This window comes from Microcoleus sp. Pol12B4 (assembly GCF_036701385.1).
GTDB lineage: Bacteria > Cyanobacteriota > Cyanobacteriia > Cyanobacteriales > Microcoleaceae > Microcoleus.
Genome location: NZ_JAUBQR010000034.1, coordinates 13,523 through 30,009 on the forward strand (window position 1 = coordinate 13,523; position 16,487 = coordinate 30,009).

General features: G+C 43.8%; 12 protein-coding genes. 3 read left to right on the top strand and 9 right to left on the bottom strand.

Going from position 1 to position 16,487, the window contains the following annotated elements; translation table 11 throughout:
* Positions 1-102: 102 nt before the first annotated feature.
* The 3 genes from QUA38_RS07275 (at position 103) to QUA38_RS07285 (ending at position 5,775) form a co-directional block, all read left to right on the top strand.
* Positions 103-2,241, top strand: a complete 2,139-nt coding sequence (locus QUA38_RS07275) for an ATP-binding protein (protein WP_333160459.1) — start codon at positions 103-105, stop codon at positions 2,239-2,241.
* Positions 2,242-2,783: 542 nt separating this feature from the next.
* Entirely contained in the window at positions 2,784-3,059 is a 276-nt protein-coding gene (locus tag QUA38_RS07280; protein ID WP_333160461.1) for a hypothetical protein, read from the top strand.
* 130 nt (positions 3,060-3,189) lie between these two features.
* Positions 3,190-5,775 carry a PAS domain S-box protein gene (locus QUA38_RS07285; RefSeq protein WP_333160463.1) on the top strand — a complete coding sequence of 862 codons (2,586 nt, stop codon included), beginning with the start codon at positions 3,190-3,192 and terminating at the stop codon, positions 5,773-5,775.
* Between the two features lie 93 nt (positions 5,776-5,868).
* Here the strand turns inward: QUA38_RS07285 and QUA38_RS07290 are convergent, their stop codons facing one another.
* The 9 genes from QUA38_RS07290 to QUA38_RS07330 all read right to left on the bottom strand — a co-directional run.
* Positions 5,869-6,330, bottom strand: coding sequence for a VOC family protein (locus tag QUA38_RS07290; RefSeq protein ID WP_333160466.1), 462 nt, complete (start codon positions 6,328-6,330; stop codon positions 5,869-5,871).
* Positions 6,331-6,821: 491 nt separating this feature from the next.
* Positions 6,822-7,307, bottom strand: coding sequence for a glutathione peroxidase (locus QUA38_RS07295; protein ID WP_333160468.1), 486 nt, complete (start codon positions 7,305-7,307; stop codon positions 6,822-6,824).
* A gap of 289 nt (positions 7,308-7,596) precedes the next feature.
* Positions 7,597-8,490, bottom strand: coding sequence for a DUF2382 domain-containing protein (locus QUA38_RS07300; protein WP_333160470.1), 894 nt, complete (start codon positions 8,488-8,490; stop codon positions 7,597-7,599).
* Positions 8,491-8,710: 220 nt separating this feature from the next.
* Complete coding sequence (locus QUA38_RS07305) at positions 8,711-9,571, bottom strand: DUF2382 domain-containing protein (protein WP_333160472.1); 861 nt, start codon at positions 9,569-9,571, stop codon at positions 8,711-8,713.
* Positions 9,572-9,961: 390 nt separating this feature from the next.
* A complete protein-coding gene (locus tag QUA38_RS07310) occupies positions 9,962-10,477 on the bottom strand; it encodes a DUF1499 domain-containing protein (protein WP_333160474.1) in 516 nt (171 codons plus the stop codon).
* 68 nt (positions 10,478-10,545) lie between these two features.
* Positions 10,546-12,204 carry an adenylate/guanylate cyclase domain-containing protein gene (locus QUA38_RS07315; RefSeq protein ID WP_333160477.1) on the bottom strand — a complete coding sequence of 553 codons (1,659 nt, stop codon included), beginning with the start codon at positions 12,202-12,204 and terminating at the stop codon, positions 10,546-10,548.
* Positions 12,179-14,749 carry a response regulator gene (locus tag QUA38_RS07320; protein ID WP_333160479.1) on the bottom strand — a complete coding sequence of 857 codons (2,571 nt, stop codon included), beginning with the start codon at positions 14,747-14,749 and terminating at the stop codon, positions 12,179-12,181. Before QUA38_RS07320 ends, QUA38_RS07315 begins: the two co-directional genes overlap by 26 nt.
* A complete protein-coding gene (locus QUA38_RS07325) occupies positions 14,746-15,138 on the bottom strand; it encodes a response regulator (RefSeq protein ID WP_333160481.1) in 393 nt (130 codons plus the stop codon). The genes QUA38_RS07320 and QUA38_RS07325 overlap by 4 nt, the downstream gene beginning before the upstream one ends.
* 215 nt (positions 15,139-15,353) lie before the next feature.
* Positions 15,354-16,487 (bottom strand): sensor histidine kinase (locus QUA38_RS07330; RefSeq protein WP_333160483.1); only part of this gene is annotated, 1,134 nt, incomplete at its 5' end.

The following is a 16,487-nucleotide window of genomic DNA, read 5'->3' on the forward strand; positions in this document are numbered from 1 at the left end:
GGATGAGGGTGGCTGAAGTTAATCGGAATAAGTCATAGTTAAACTAGCACAAAACCCTAAAAAACTTCAGAACCGACTAAAAATTACCAATTTTCAATTGCTATGCAGGAAGAACCCTCGACAGAACAGCTACTATTCGACGTTCAGCGGCTGAGTGCGGAACTTGAAAACTTGAAGCGCGAAAAGGTTGACCTAGAACTTTTGCTGGAGACTACCACCGAACATTCAGATACGATGGAAGCTCACTTGCTGAGCAAAGCTCAGTTGGCGCTGCGTTCCAGCGAAGAGCAGTTTCGGGCGATCGCCTCGGCAACTCCCGTGCCGATATTAGTTTCTCGCCTCTGTGACGGCTTAATTATGTATGCGAACGCTCAATTGGCTTCTCTCCTGAACATACCTCTAGAAAAATTGATCGGCTGCACCACTCCAGACTTTTACTTCAACCCCGCCGATCGCCCAAAGGTACTTGAGGCACTTGCTAAAGAGGGATACCTGCAAAACTACGAACTCCACTGCAAAAAATCAGACGGCAGCGCTTTCTGGGCGATGATCTCGGTTCAGTCGCTGGTGTTTAACGGACAGCAGACGGCATTGTGCGTCTTGTACGACCTCACCCAGCGCAAGGAAGCAGAACAAACCCTCCAAGAAAGCGAAAAGCGTCTCCGCCGCCAGAGTTTGGCTTTGTTGCAGCTAGGTAGGCAGAGGACTCTCAACAGCGGTGCGCTGAATGTGGGAATTCGCGAAATTACCGAGGCTGCTGCCCGGACTTTGGATGTGGAAAAAGTCAGCGTCTGGCTTTACAACCATGGAAGATTTGGAAATCGCTACCCCAGCGATCCGCAACTAAATTTTACAGAGAGAGTTCTCGCCCAGAACCAAACAGAGGCACTCGGTACAGAGGCCACTGCCCCAGAGCAACACGAGGGGGTTAATCATTCTAAGTTTAAAATCCCCAACCCCAAATTAGTTTGTCTCGACTTGTACGATCGGACCCAGGAGAATCATTTGAGCCGGGAGTCCATATCGGCAAGCGATTTAAATTTATCAATTTTAGATGTGGAAGGAGACGCACCGGGCGAAAATTTGCGATCGGACAATGCTTTAGAACCTACGACAAAGACTCAAAACTCTCTACACACAAATTTGTCCCACTCATCTTCGCTAGCCGAAAATTCCGCTGTGCGGCCAAATGCCAGCAAGCCCAATTCATCCATATTAAATGTAGCAATTAGGCTCGGTGGCCAGATCGTGGGCATCCTCTCTCTGGAACATATCGGCGCGCCCCGCCAGTGGGCTCTGGAGGAGCGCACCTTCGCTGATTCTTTGGCAAATTTGGTAGCGCTGGCGATCGAAGGATTTGAGCGCCAGCGGGCTCAGGAAGCCCTCTCCAAAGCTAAAGCGCAGCTAGAAATGACCGTCGATCAGCGCACCGCTCAACTCACCGCCGCCAATAAACTGCTCCGCATCGAAATTGCCGAGCGCAAAAGAGCTGAAATAGCCTTGCAAGAAGCCTTACACAAAGCTGAAGCAGCTTCGAGAGCTAAAAGCACTTTTTTAGCCAATATGAGCCACGAGCTGCGGACACCGCTAAACGCGATTATCGGTTACAGCGAAATGCTACAAGAAGAAGCACGGGAAACGGGACTCGAAGACATCATTCCCGATACCCAAAAAATTTATAACGCCGGCAAACATTTGCTCACTTTAATTAACGATATTCTAGACCTTTCTAAGATAGAAGCCGGTCGGATGGAGCTTTATTTAGAAAAATTTGACCTCAGTAATTTAATAGAAGAAGTCGTTGCCACTTTGTACCCTTTGGTCGAAAAAAATCACAATCAATTGCAAGTTTATTGCTCTGAAAATTTGGGGGTGATGTATGCAGATTTGACTAAAGTCCGGCAAATTCTGTTTAATTTGCTATCCAATGCCCTGAAGTTTACCGAAGGTGGAACGGTGCTGTTGAGCGCGACTCGCGAACCAGCAGGCGGCAGCGATTGGGTTTATTTGCAGGTATCTGATACGGGGATTGGAATGTCGGCAGAACAGCAGCAGGGTGTGTTTGAACCTTTTATTCAAGGGGACGCTTCGACTACTCGCAAGTACGGTGGCACCGGTTTAGGATTGGCCATTAGCCGCTTGTTTTGTCAGATGATGGGCGGCGATATCACTGTTGAGAGTCAGTTGGATGTTGGCTCTACTTTTACTGTTCACTTAAAGGCAGAAGTTGATATTAGTTAGAAGCAAGTTGGGCAACTAGAAGTGTAAGGGATTTAAGGGATTTAACGGGTGGGTTATGCCAGGAATTTTGTACCGGATTTAACCGATTTAACGGATGATAAAAGAGGGAAGCATTCCCCAATCACCCACTCCCCCCTTACAAATTAGCTATTACAAATTACCAATTCCCTTTTTAATTGTGACACCGATCGCGATCGACCTCTGTTGTCGATCACACAGTAGCATTTTTTTTCAGCCTAGAATACCTATATTATTCCAAGATTGTCCTGCAGGCACGATCGGGCGCCTCGCTGCATTTACAAATCCCACCTCAACCTAATTAAGGCGGTGGGGGGTTGCTTCCAGAAAGGCAATTTGGTAAAAGTAATGCTATGGTCGCGAAGCAGTAGAAGGGAAAAGTTAACAGGAAATCAGGAAGTTTCAAAAGTCTCTGGACGCAGAAACACAATTCTGCTTTTTGCCTTCATACTGCTTCTACTGGCGAGATAGCACTGCTGCTGAAAGCAATGCACAATTTCTCAGAATCAAAGGAGTGCATCTACATGATTAAACCTTGCAGTCAACCGCTAAAAATAAATCCTTTTACTTGTTATCGCGATCCGGCTACAGGCAGGTGGACTACTGTAGTTACAAGTGTTCCAAACACTTGCGAAACAGACTCTAGTTTAAAAGCAGAAGCCGAAGGCGCAAACGAAGGTAAAGCAGAAACGATCCTTTCTCCTTCGCCTGCTGTCTCGGTGTCGAAAAAAGTCCTTTCTTTCTCCCTGCCTCAGTTTAAACACCGTGCCAAAAAATCTGCTGTTAGTGTCAGCAGGTAGCTATCGCAGGGGTCTAATCTAGTTTCCACGGTTAGTCCCCGACGATCGCCAAATAAAAAAAACGAACTTATCCATAGCCTAAACTGCCAAAAAGCGATATACTGGCAGCAAACTTTCTCCTTCAATATCCGTGAAGTATTTGCTCGATCGCTGCCTCCACTTTGTATGGACAGACCGACCAATTCGCCAGCGGGGAACAGTCATCATTGCTATCCCCATGATTTTTCTGTTTGCTTCGCTGCTAGCAATTGCCGGTCTCCGGGATAGTGCCCTACACATAAGAAAGCGAGCAGATACTAATAAGGCAATACTTCAGGAAACTAACCGCTTGATAACCATGGTGGTGGATGCGGAAACGAGCGTTAGGGGTTATGGCTTGACGAAGCGCCGCGAATTTCTATTACCATACTTAGAAGCAAAGAAGAGTTTGCCTCCGCTGCTGGCTAAACTTAAGGTATTGGTTCAAAAAAACAAACTGGAACCTCAGCGATTTGAAGAAATAAAAAAAAGTACCGAACAGCAAATAAATTTCTTGCAAAACACTTTGAATAAGCTGGACAGTTCGGCAACAAGGATGCAGTCGCCGGAAATAATTCAGGTGTTTGCTCAAGGCAAATTGAACATGGATAAGCTGCGGACAAAAATTAATGCCTTTTCTGATGTCGGCGAAGCCTACCAGAAAACTGTAGATCTGCAAGTAGGTGAGTTGGTAGACTTCATTAATTTTGTGCAAGTTGCGGGTTTGCTTTCCGGCTGTTTGGGTGCAGGGGCCTCCTGGTATTTATTTGATAGTTTAGAGAAGGAATTAAAAAAGCGGGAAGCTGGCTTGGAAGAAAGTAAAAGTCGCATTCAAGCTGTAGTAGACAATGCGGCTGACGGTATTATTACTTTGGACGCACAGGGAAATATTGAGTCTTTTAATAGGGCAGCAGAAAAAATTTTTGGCGAGAAAGCCGATCGAATAATTGGCTCTAACTTGCGGGGGCTGATCGCTCAACCGCTGCCGCATAGCAGCGTGGGGGATTATTCGGTCGAATATTTTGTGTTACATCCAGATACTACGCTGAAGACTTACCAGCAAGAAACGGTTGGAATTCGACACGACGGAACGAAGTTTCCGATGGAGTTAGCTGTCAGCGAAATGCGTCTGGCAAATCAACACTTGTTTATTGCGATTTGTCGCGATGCCAGAGGACGAAAACAAGCCGAGGAAACTCTGCGAAAGCAAGCGCAAATGCTGGATTTGGCAAACGATACGATCGCGGTACTAGACTTGAATGGGGCAATTTCTTATTGGAATTTGGGGGCGAAGTGGCTCTACGGGTGGCGGAAGTCGCAAGCAGTAGGAAAAAATATTCACAAGCTTTTACAAACAGAATGGACCCAACCTTTTGAGGTAATTCAAAAAGTATTTTTCGAGAAGGGTTCTTGGCAAGGAGAACTTGTGCGAACCAAAAAAGACGGTACAAAAATAACGGTGGCAAGCCGCTGGACTTTGCAGTACGACGAGCAAGATCAACCGATTGCTATTTTGGAAATCAGCAACGATATTAGCGATCGCAAACGCTCAGAAATTGCTTTGGCCGAAAGCGCGCAGCGGTTTCGCGCTACTTTTGAGCAGGCTGCAGTCGGCATGGTTCAAGCGAGTGTGGAAGGCAAATTTCTGTTAGTCAATCAAAAACTATGCGAAATTTTGGGCTACAGCCGCCAAGAATTGGTGGAGAAAAGATTTCAGGATATTACTTTGCCTGGAGATTTGGCAAGCGAACTGGAACTTTTGCGCCAATTGTTAGCAGGAGAAATTGAAAATTTCTCTCTAGAAAAGCGCTACATCCGCAAAGACGGCGAGTTGGTGTGGGCAAACTTAACGGTTTCGCTGCTGCGAGAACAAGATGGCAGTCAATTTCTGATGAGTGTGGTTGAAGATATTAGGGATCGGAAACAAGCGGAGGAATCGCTGCGCTTACGTGCTCAAGAATTGAGGTTGACAGCCCAAAATCTGGCTCAAACGACGAATGTTTTAAGAAAGCGAAATCAAGAATTAGACCAGTTTGCTTATGTAGTGTCTCACGATTTGAAAGCGCCGCTCAGGGCGATCGCAAATCTCAGCAGTTGGATAGAAGAAGACCTCAGCGAGTCGATGACAGAGGATACTCTGCACCAAATGAACCTGCTGCGCGGCAGAGTGCACCGCATGGAAGGTTTGATTGAGGGATTACTGCAATATTCCCGCGTCGGACGGATTCAAGTGCCTTCAGAAATGGTAAAAGTTGATAATTTATTAGCAGAAATTATTGATTCGTTGGCGCCGCCGTCTGAATTTGAGGTGAAAGTTGAACCGGGAATGCCAACTTTTGTGACCGAAAAATTACCGCTACAGCAGGTTTTTTCTAATTTAATTAGCAACGCAATTAAGCACAACCGAGCTGAATCGGGTCATGTAACAATATCGGTTAAAGAGTTAGATGATTTTTACGAGTTTTCTGTAGAGGATGACGGGCCGGGGATTGCTCCTCAATATCACGATAAAGTTTTTGTGATTTTTCAGACCTTGGAAGCTCGCGATAAAGTAGAAAATACTGGGATTGGTTTGTCGCTAGTGAAGAAAATAGTCGAAGGTCAAGGGGGCAGTATTTTCCTAGAATCTGCTGAAGGCGAGGGAGCAACTTTTCGGTTTACTTGGCCGAAACAATCTATTAGCAAAGACGGAAAATAAAACAACTCTAAACGTAGGCTGTGTAGCGAACACGGCGATTCAAAAAGTAAATGTAGGGTACACCCGGACTGCCGAGAACCAGATAGCGACTGTTTAAACTGCATCACAACGGATTTCGATGATAAATCCATCAGGATCGTAAAAGTAAATGCCGCGTCCTGTAGCGCGAGTGACTGGGCCGCTATCGATCGCAATTTGATTTGACTTTAGCACTTCCAGAGCGCGATCGAACAAAGCCGGATCAATATCGAAGGCTAAGTGGTTGGCGCGAGTAAAAGCTTTCTCCGGGTCGGGGTTTGGCGGTTCTAAGTCTGGCTGCCAAAATAAGTCAATAACTGTGTCGTCAGGGGTAACGAAATTAGCGACTTTACCAGCGGCTACCATTTCTGTTAAAGTTGCGGGAATTTCTGCACCTGTTAGTTCGTGCAGGCCGAGAATTGTACCGTAGAAGTGGCGGGAAGCTTTCATGTCGCGCACGTTTAAAGCGATATGGTGAACCCGGCGCAAATTCCCCGGCGCGAGGGCAATTTTGACGTTGTTTTCGGTAGTTTGCATAATTGTCAATTGCGAATGTTCAAATTGAATGCAGTTTGATTTATTCAGATGGTGCCCTGTAAAATAAGCATTTTAATTTGGTAGTAAGGACTGGAACCCTTCGATTTCTATAAGGACTTCAATCCTCATTACCTGAATTTTTATTCGGGTTGTGCGATCGCACATCATATCCATTAATATTATTTTTCTTTAGGAAACGATGCCATGCCTACAAATAGCATGGCTAGACCACCTGCCAGAATTGCGAAAGCAAGTACACCTACAACTAAATCTAATCCCGATGTATTTTCCATTAAATTAAACTGTTCTCCAATTAAATACAATCATCGGTATTTGTTCATGGTTGAGTGCTTGCACACTATGGGGAATATCAGAAGAGAAAAATTAGCTCTTAACTTATTAGAAAAAAGCCTATTAATTTCTTCCGTCTTCCCTAAACATCCATCCCTTAAATCAGTTAAATCCTGTACACAGCTTAGTTGCCGAACTTCTTATTTTGCCAATTCTCGCTCAACAGCAGCGATTAGTTCTGGCGAATCGGGGCCAATACTGCTGCGGAATCTGGCGACCACTTCACCCTGTTTGCTAACTAAAAATTTCTCAAAATTCCAGGAAACCTCACCCTTGGGATCGACTGCACTCGTAAGCTTAGCGTATAGCGGGTGCTGCTGAGTGCCTTTAGCGCGTACTTTGTCAAATAATTCAAAGCTGACACCGTATTTAGTAGTACAGAAATCCACGATTTCTGGATTACTTCCGGGTTCTTGACCTCCGAAGTCGTTGCAGGGAAATCCTAAAACACGGAGTCCAGCCGCACTGTACTTCTGGCTCAATTCTTCGAGTCCTTTGTATTGAGGTGTATAGCCACATTTGGAAGCTACATTAACTATCAAGAGTACCTTGCCCGCGTACTCTCCTAGCTGCTTGTCTTCGCCTGCGATCGTTTTGACTTTAATGTCGGAGATTGTGCTGGGCATTTTCAAATACTTTTAAATTTTACCACCACAATTTTACCGCAAGTCGGTACAATTTTGTCTAGAGGCCGATCGCTAAAAATTTAAATATCCTGGTCAGGGCGGGTTTACGGATACCGGGCTTATATTAGAGATATTGGTGAACCCGCCTCTACCAAAATCACGGTTAAATTACGGAACACGAGCTTAGTAGATAGCGGTGAACTTTCCCTACAGCATCTCTCGCCACAGTTAGCTATTAGATTTAAGTTTATTGCTAATAGCTAGAATCTAACGGAAAAGGACGAATATTTTAACTCTCTGAATGGTGTTCCGTCATCCATTTTTGGTAAGTATCCTCAAGTTGCTTGTCTTCGAGAACGAGTTCTAGACGGACTTTGACGCAACCGTGACGGGGTTGAGAGGCGATAGAATTTAAGATCTTGCTAGCTTTCTGCACAGAGGTAAATTCAGCCTTAACTGTCGGTTCTTGGCGAGCGCTCTGAATCTCCGTCAAATCTATACCGGTGATGTTTCCCTCACCTAAATCTATTTCTGCCAACACCTTCGGATCGTCGCCGACTTGTTCGACAATCAGCTTTTCCCACTGGATAGGCACTTGTACCATCCGAGTTTCAATTTCTTTACGCACTATGACTTCGCCGACTTTGCGCTTGCTGCGATTGATCACCAATCGTTCTTCTAGCAGGCGAATTACTTCTTGATCGACAATATCCAAGTTTTCCTCATCCTCATCTGTCTCCAAATTTGGATCAGTGAGATCGGCATCTGTTAAATTTGACATAACTGTTGAGGGATTTGTTAACTCACTGTTGCTAAATTCACTAGGCCTTTCAGAGGCGTTTTCTAAATACGGATGCTCGCCATTAGCCGACACGACTGGCAGCAGATCGACTTGATCCGAATTAATAGTTACAAACAGCGCTTTTTGGTGATAATCTACTTTTTTGAGCAGCTTAATACTTAATAAAAAAGTGCGGGTATTTTCGCTGCCTAGCCCGACCACCACAAAGTTTAACTGACCGTTAGTATCAAAATAGACATCTTTAACTTGGCCTACTAAGTGACCTTGGTTGTCTTTGACGGTAAAACTTTTTAGCTTAGTTCTGACTTTTTCAGGCACCCGGTTGAGACGGGTTATTGATTTGGCAGTTGCTATCTTTTCGGCTGATGCTCGACCGTTCATTTTTTAAACTTTCCTGCTTAGGGATTTTTATTATGAATTGGTAAGGGGAAATTGGTAAAGGCGGGGAAAGTGCATAAACGTTGCCAAAACCAGACAAGTTTTGTACCCCCCCGCCCCTCACATAGGAATTGCACGATCGCTACCAATCCAATCAAACCTGCGCGGTGACAGAATTATGTCATTAAGGCGCAATTCCTATGCAATAGCTGTTGCGGTTGGTTTAGATCTTCGGATTTTTATTATCTACAACCGCAGTTCCATCAGTCTTAACGTCTAATTCTTCACGACGCAAGGTTTCTTCGCCCTCAACCGTGCTGCGAACAACTTCTTTTCTGACGTTAACTTCTTCCCGGACGAAAGCTTCCTTGTGAATGTCGGCCGTTTCTTCGTAGACTTCCATGCGTGCAACTTCCCCTGATTGGAAGTCAGCCTCACCGACTGAAACTACTCGACCCGCTTCTACCGGGGTTACTCGATCGATTACGACTCGTTCTTTTTCAATTGGTACTGAAGCTCGCGCTGTTTCAGTTTCCACGCGCTTGCCAACTGCTACTTCGCCTGTTTTTGCGCGGTGTTTGTTGGCAATCAAGCGTTCTTCATAAAGCTTGAGATTTTGGTGCTGCTGTTCGTTGGTTTCGTAAAGGGGGCGGTCGATATCGTAGCTGTAGCTGCTGCGATCGTAGCTCGCAGGAGTTGCAGTGCTGGCAGCGCCAGTTCCTTGATTGCGGTAAACGCCTCTTACCTGTTCTTCGCGATCGTAATCTACTGCTTCTAAATCATTGTAAGCCGGCAATTGTTCTGCTTGAGCTTTGTTGCGAAGACCTGTGGCGTGGACGCGACGGGCTCCATAGTCGAAGCGAGCCGAGCCGATTGGCAACAATACTTTTTTGCCAAAAATCCAAATACCGGTGTCAATTACCAGATAGCGGAAACGACCAGTGTCATCAACCAAAGCATCATAAACAGTGCCTACTTTTTCATCAGAGTCGCCAGCATAAACATCAAATCCCTTGATGTCGTCTCCAGCAAAGATTTCTTCCTGATAGTTAGGATAAAATTCTGCTAATCTTTGAAGTGCCATGTGTTTTTTCCTCTTTTCTCTACTTAAGTTAATAGTAGAAATTAATTCGCTAACTTCCCTCTCCCTAAAGTCAGAAGTGTATAATTTAGGTTGTTTAATACTATAGGAATACTACGGCATCTCTGCTTCTATGCTAGCGCACTCAGCTATTTTAAAGATTGTAAAACTCTACAATCGTCAATCTTATAACAAGTATTAAAACTCAAAGCCAACCGTAAGGATACTGCCTTGCTGCGTCCTACTACCCTTGCAGGATACTCCTTTGCATTGTGCCTACTGTTAATAATTGTTAACTATGTGGTGAAAAATCAGCATTACATAGTATTACCAAAATATCAAAGCCCCTCATCTTGCACGAGAGGGGCTTCAGGAAAGCTAGAAATTTTAAGTTCAAAGTTGATTGAATTGAGTTCTGATAGCTTCTATCCGACTGCGGTTAACTCCCAAATCCGACTGTCCCAGACGCGAAGCCGATCGCACATGGATGACTTTTGCTTCATCATCTACCAAAAATTCCACGTCATCAACAAACCCCATCAAAGCACTGGTGAACTCTGCATACAGGTAATTATCAGTTGCCGTGATAATTTTAGTTTTTCCATAGGACTCGATCGCCCCTTTGAGCTTTGCCATAGCTTCCGCAGCGGACGAAGTGTATGCCAAAGGCTCAATTTTGTGTTCGGCATCTTGACTGAAGCTGCTGACGCAGTTGGGGGAATTCGGGCACGCTGCGAGTTTTCCTGACTGAATCCCAATATTGGCAGGTCTTGTTCCAGCAAACATTGTTTTTTCTCCGGGTATAGCGATAAAAGTAGCGATCGACAGTACCGCTACTGCTAGCAGTGATATTAAAATAACCAGGACTTTTTTCCATGCTGTCGGCGATTTTGTTTCAACTGTTTGCAAAGGATTAGCCCTCCTGAAAGTATAAATGCGGTCTACTTTTCATATTAATTGAAATTAACATCAAAAAATTAAAAAGATTTTTTTTGTTCTTCAATTAACCAGTAAGTCAGCATTCTTCCTTTACCTTTAATCGGGATATGACCCCGTTCTTCCAAAACAAACTGCTCTTTCAAACGCTCGTAAGTCGCCGCCGTTACTTGAATTTTACCAGGCAATCCGTTAGACTCCATACGTGAAGCAACATTAACAGTATCACCCCACAAATCATAGCTAAATTTACTAATCCCAATAATTCCAGCCACCACCGAACCGCTGTCAATTCCAAGCCTCAATTGAAAATTTTCTCCCATTTTGGCATTAAACCTTCTCAATGCTGCCTGCATCTCCAAAGCTAAAAGTGCGATCGCCTCAGAGTGATCCTCCCGCGGCGTCGGCAAACCCCCAACCACCATGTAAGCATCCCCAATCGTCTTAATCTTTTCCAACCCGTGCAATTCAGACAACCTATCGAACTCCGAGAAAATCCCGTTCAAAATTTCTACCAACTGTGTCGGACTTTTGTGAGCCGAGAACTCTGTAAAACCCACCAAATCAGCAAACAAGACGCTCACCTCATCAAAATGCTCCGCTATCAACTTTTGCTCTTTTTGCAAGCGATCCGCAATAGGTTTCGGTAAAATATTCAGCAGCAATTTCTCGGTTTGTCCTTGCTGCACTTTCAGCGCTGCTTCAGCTTGTTTCCGCTGAATCAACGAACCGAGCTGCGTAGCAACCGCGCTCACTAATTCCAACAAGCGCGGCTGACATTTCAGAACTTTTTCGCGATAAAAAATCAAAATAGCTAACACTTGGTTGTCCGCCAATATTGGCACCCCAAAAGCCGCTTTTAATCCCACACTAGCCGCAATTTCCGCTCGTAAAAAAACTTGTTCCGGTGCACTAGAAACATCATCGATCCATTCAGACTGCTGCGACTGCCAAATCCTGCCTGGGAGTCCCACACCGGGAGCAAAAATTAACTGCCAACTTGTTTGTCGGAATTCGGCAAAACTCAAGTCGCTGACGTACCTGCCTGTAGCGCATTTTAAAAAGCCCTCACTGCAAGGAATCCAAGCTTCGCCCAGATTCCATTCAATAGTTTGGCAAATTAAACCTAAAATTACATCTATAGCCGACTCAAAATCCTCAGATTTGCTAATAGCTTGAGTGGCTTGAAGCAGCAATCTTGTTTCCATTTCCACCTGGTGGCGTTCAGCGATTTCCTGGTGCAACTGGATATTTTGAGCGGTCAATTTTTGATTTTTTTCTTGCAATTGCATTTGCAATGAACGCACAGTAAGTTGATTGCTCACTCGCGCCAATACTTCTTTGACCTGAAAAGGTTTGGTGATATAATCGGCTCCGCCCACTTCAAAAGCTTTTGCTTTATTTATTCCTTCTTCTAACGCGCTGAGAAAAATAATGGGAATTTCCCTAAATTGCGATTGTGATTTTAATTTTTTACATAGTTCGTAGCCGTCAATATCCGGCATCATAATATCGAGTAAAATCAAATCTGGTGCACTAGATTGAATAGCATCTAACGCCGAAAAACCATTAGTAACCGGGCGAACTTTATAGCCATTTTTTTGCAAAATTCTAATCAACAAACGCAGATTATCTGGCGTATCGTCAACTACTAAAATATCTGCTTGATAGTTTTCAGTTTGTTCCGCCTTCATCTGCATTATCTGATTCCTCCGCCTCGGCAATTAAATTGAGAATTTTCTGGTAATCAAAATTATCGAGATGACCCTGGAGGATTTCCGCCAATTCAGGATGAGGCTCCCTTATTTCGTCGATTGTCCTGACAATTAAGTCAAAATCAGCACTGCGGATTACCTGCTTCATGTTGTCTATCCATTCTGCGGGAAGTGTAGGTAAATAAGCAAGCGCAGCATTAGGGAGGGAGCCAGGTAAATTATTTCGATCGCCTATAGAGATCAAGTCCGTTGAGTTAGAGTAGAGATACTTCACCCCCAAATGTTTGTGGATAGTATCAAATATATCTGTTTTGCGAAAAGGTTTACTAATAAAATCGTCGCAGCCGACCAATAAAGCAAACGCTTGCCTCCCTTCAATTGTACTAGCTGTCAAAGCAATAATCTTTGGAATCGGGGAGTCGGGATGGGAAATATTCGTTTCTCCATTTCCTTGCGGCTGTTGCTCTCTCTGCTTGATTCTAGCCCTAATTTGTTTAGTAGCTTCGTAGCCGTCCATCACTGGCATTCGCACATCCATCAAAATTAAGTGCGGATGCCAAGTTTCCCACATTTCTATTGCTTCCTGGCCGTTGGTGGCTTGTTCCACCCCGAAACCCAAAGGAGAAAGCATTTTGACTAAAAGTTGACGGTTGTCTTCGCGATCGTCCACAATTAAAATCCGGTAGCACAGTTGATTGGGCTCCAACCCACTAACTTCGCGGTTAAGCTGCTGATCTGGAAGCTCAGCAGCATAAACTGCACCGACTGGAATTTCAAATTTAAAAGTGGTGCCGAGTTCCAGTTGACTTTCTACAACAATCTCTCCTCCCATCAGGCGGACAAACTGACGGCTGATCTTCAATCCTAAACCCGTACCTTTCTGATTTTTTTGACCGGAAGCTGTTTGCACAAAAGCCTTAAAAATATTTCCCAATTCTTCCGGAGCCATGCCAACTCCTGTATCTTGAATTTCAAACAGAAGGAAAAAACCAGGCACAGTTAAATTCTCAGCCTCATCCCTCCATCGAACCGTTGCGACATCACTGCTAGTTCTCGAAAAATCCCGAATACTTCTTGTGGTATCAAAGCAAGCTGTGGGACTATCCAATAAATCCAGAAATCCCGATTTTTCTAACTTTATAACTCTTAAAATAATTTCGCCTGTTTGTGTAAAGTTAATCGCATTACTCAGAAGATTAATCAGCACTTGTCGCAGTTTAATATCATCGGTTCGCACGTACTGAGGAACGTCAGCATCGCGCTGAAAACGCAACTGCAATTCTTGATTCTCAACCCGCAGTTGAAACATATCTTGCAAATCGTCAAGCAAGCGGTAGAGGTCGAAGTCTGTGGGGTTGAGTGTCATCCGCCCTGCTTCGATTTTTGACAAGTCTAAGACTTCATTGATCAAGGTGAGCAAGTGTTCGCCACTACGGCGAATAATTCTCATATTTTCTCGGTTTTCGAGAGTAAGATCCGGGCTGGGCTCCATGATTTGTGCAAAGCCGAGTATAGAATTGAGAGGGGTGCGTAACTCGTGGCTCATATTAGCCAGAAACGTGCTTTTAGCTTTGTTTGCTGCTTCAGCAGCTAATGCGGCTTGTTGCAGTTGTTCTGTGCGTTCATCAATTTGGGCTTCTAAGGTGTGGTGGTATTCTGCTAGTATTTTTTCGGCTTGTTTGCGATCGCTAATATCTTGAAAAGCTGCGATCGCATAAACAATATTTCCGCTAGCGTCAAAAATCGGCGTGGTATTGATCTCGATCGCAATTCTTTTGCCATCTTGACGGATTTCTACATCGTCAACCTTGACAGATTCTCCTTTCAGTGCGCGCAAAATTGGCAGATTATCCGGCGGGTAGAGCTCATCAGTATTGGCAACATAAAGTTGATAAGTGGCAGCTAATTGTTCCGCAGTGCTTTCCGGGATAGTGTCTGCACCCAGCAAATCCCGCGCTGCCTGGTTGAAATAGGCGATCGAGCCATCGGGATGATAAACAGATACCCCCACTGGCAAAGCTTCTAAAAATTGACTCAGGCGGCTTTCACTCGCAGACAGCGCCTCATTTACTAGCTTTAACTCCTCGTTTACTTCTTGGCGCTTATGAATTTCATCTGTTAACTTTTGATCTTGCAAATAACTGTGAACTGCTTCTACTACGGTTAATTTTAAGTCTTCATTTTGCCAAGGTTTAGGAATATAACGGTACAATTTAGCATACTTAATAGCATTACTCAGGGATTCCAAATCTGCTTGCCCCGTTAGCATAATAGTCAGCGTCTCCGGCGAGCTTTCGTGAATTCTTCTCAGCAGTTCATCTCCTTTAATATCGGGCATGATATAATCGGAAAGCACCAACGCAATCTCGTATTCATCTGCCTGCAAATCAGCCAACAACTCTAAAGCATCAGCCCCCCCTTCAGCGGTTTCAATTATACACCGATCGCCGATCGCCTTTTTCAGTTCAATCTTTAAACTATTCAAAACGTCAGGTTCATCGTCAATACAAACAATCACAGGTTTTTTCATAACTTAGCCAGCCCAGATTTTATAGTCTCTATTAAGTCTTTGCTTTGCCAGGGTTTGTACAAACAACAGTATAAATCTGCTTCTTCTACTGCCCGCTGAACAGCCGCTGCATCCGCTTGTCCCGTCAACATCACCTTAATAATTTTAGGATATTTTTGGTGAACTTTAATTAAAAGTTCGTCACCTTTAATTCCCGGCATCAGCCAATCAGAAACAACCACAATCACCTGAGCTTTTTCTTGAAAGTCCTCCAGTAAATCTAAGGCTTCATCACCACTTCCAGCTAATTCATAAAAGTAATTATTTTTAAATTCATTTTTTAGCTGCATCTTGAGAGTATTCAAGATATCCGGTTCATCATCAACGCAAAGAATTATAGGCTTATTCATATTTTACTCTCCGCTGAAACTTTAGTAGGTTTACTGACATGACTTGCTTTTACATTATTGATTTCGGGCAACGATGCAGGATAGATGTCCCCTATCTTTCCTATTTTAATAGGACTTCCGAAGATCGGCCCGGTTTCGGGTAATAAATTTTGTATTTGTCAGCGAGACAGCGACGAGTGTCACCGGGAATCTACCCCCTTGCAGGTAAGTTTTGTTTAATAAATAGGCAGCCAGACTGTAAAAGTTGTCTGCCCCGGTACAGAATCTACAGCAATTGTGCCTTCGTGTTTTTCCACAATTTTTCTCACAATATCCAATCCCAAACCGCTACCTTCGCCTGCAGATTTAGTCGTAAAAAACGGCTGAAAAATTTTGGGAATAACTTCTGAGGGAATACCTTTGCCGTTATCAGTAAACTTGAGGAAAATACTTGCCTCTTGCTGCCGAGTTTCAATTGTCAAAATACCTTTATAATCCATTGCTTGCAGGGCATTATGAACGAGATTCGTCCAAACTTGATTTAAGTCATCGGGATAGCACATAATTTGGGGTAAATCTCCATAGTTTTTAACTACTTCTATACCATGTTTCAGTTGATTTTGATAAAGGGTTAATACCGTTTCAATGCCATCGTGCAAGTCAGCCTGGACTTTTTCTAGTTTGCTATCAAAATGAGCGTAGGTTTTTAAGGCAAATACTACTTTCCCAGACTTCGCTGTTGCTCTTTGGATGAGGCTAATACTTTTTTTAAAGCTCGCAAACTGGTAAGCACTATTTAAAACTACTTCCCAATCGGGGGATTTAAAAAGCGGCAAAAATTCTTCTATTTTTTTGTAGATTTCCATGTCAACTAAAGTATCAGCAATTTCCTCGGCGTTTTCAACAGATTCTGCCATCAAATCCGCCGCCAACTGCTGCTTAAATTTGCGTTTTTCTCGGCTGGTGAATAAAACTTTTTGATTGGTTGCTCTGTACAGTAAAGCTAAAAAATAAGCTTTGCTTTCGTCAGAAAGTTGTTGATAAGTTTCAGTAAAGTTTTCTAAAAATTCGTCTGAAAAATTAGCTATATTATTAATAGAGGAACCGATAATGCCTAGGGGGGTATTGATTTCGTGGGCAATGCCGGCAATCAGTTGTCCCAGGGCTGCCATTTTTTCCGATTGAATCAAATGATCTTGGGTGGCTTGCAGTTGGTGGAGCGCCATTGCTAAATCTTGATTTTTCTCTTGCAAAGTTTGTTGCAGTGAACAAATTTTTAAATGAGTTTCTATTCGGGCTAAAACTTCTTCAACCTGAAACGGTTTAGTAATAAAGTCAACTCCGCCCACTGCAAAAGCTTTAACTTTATC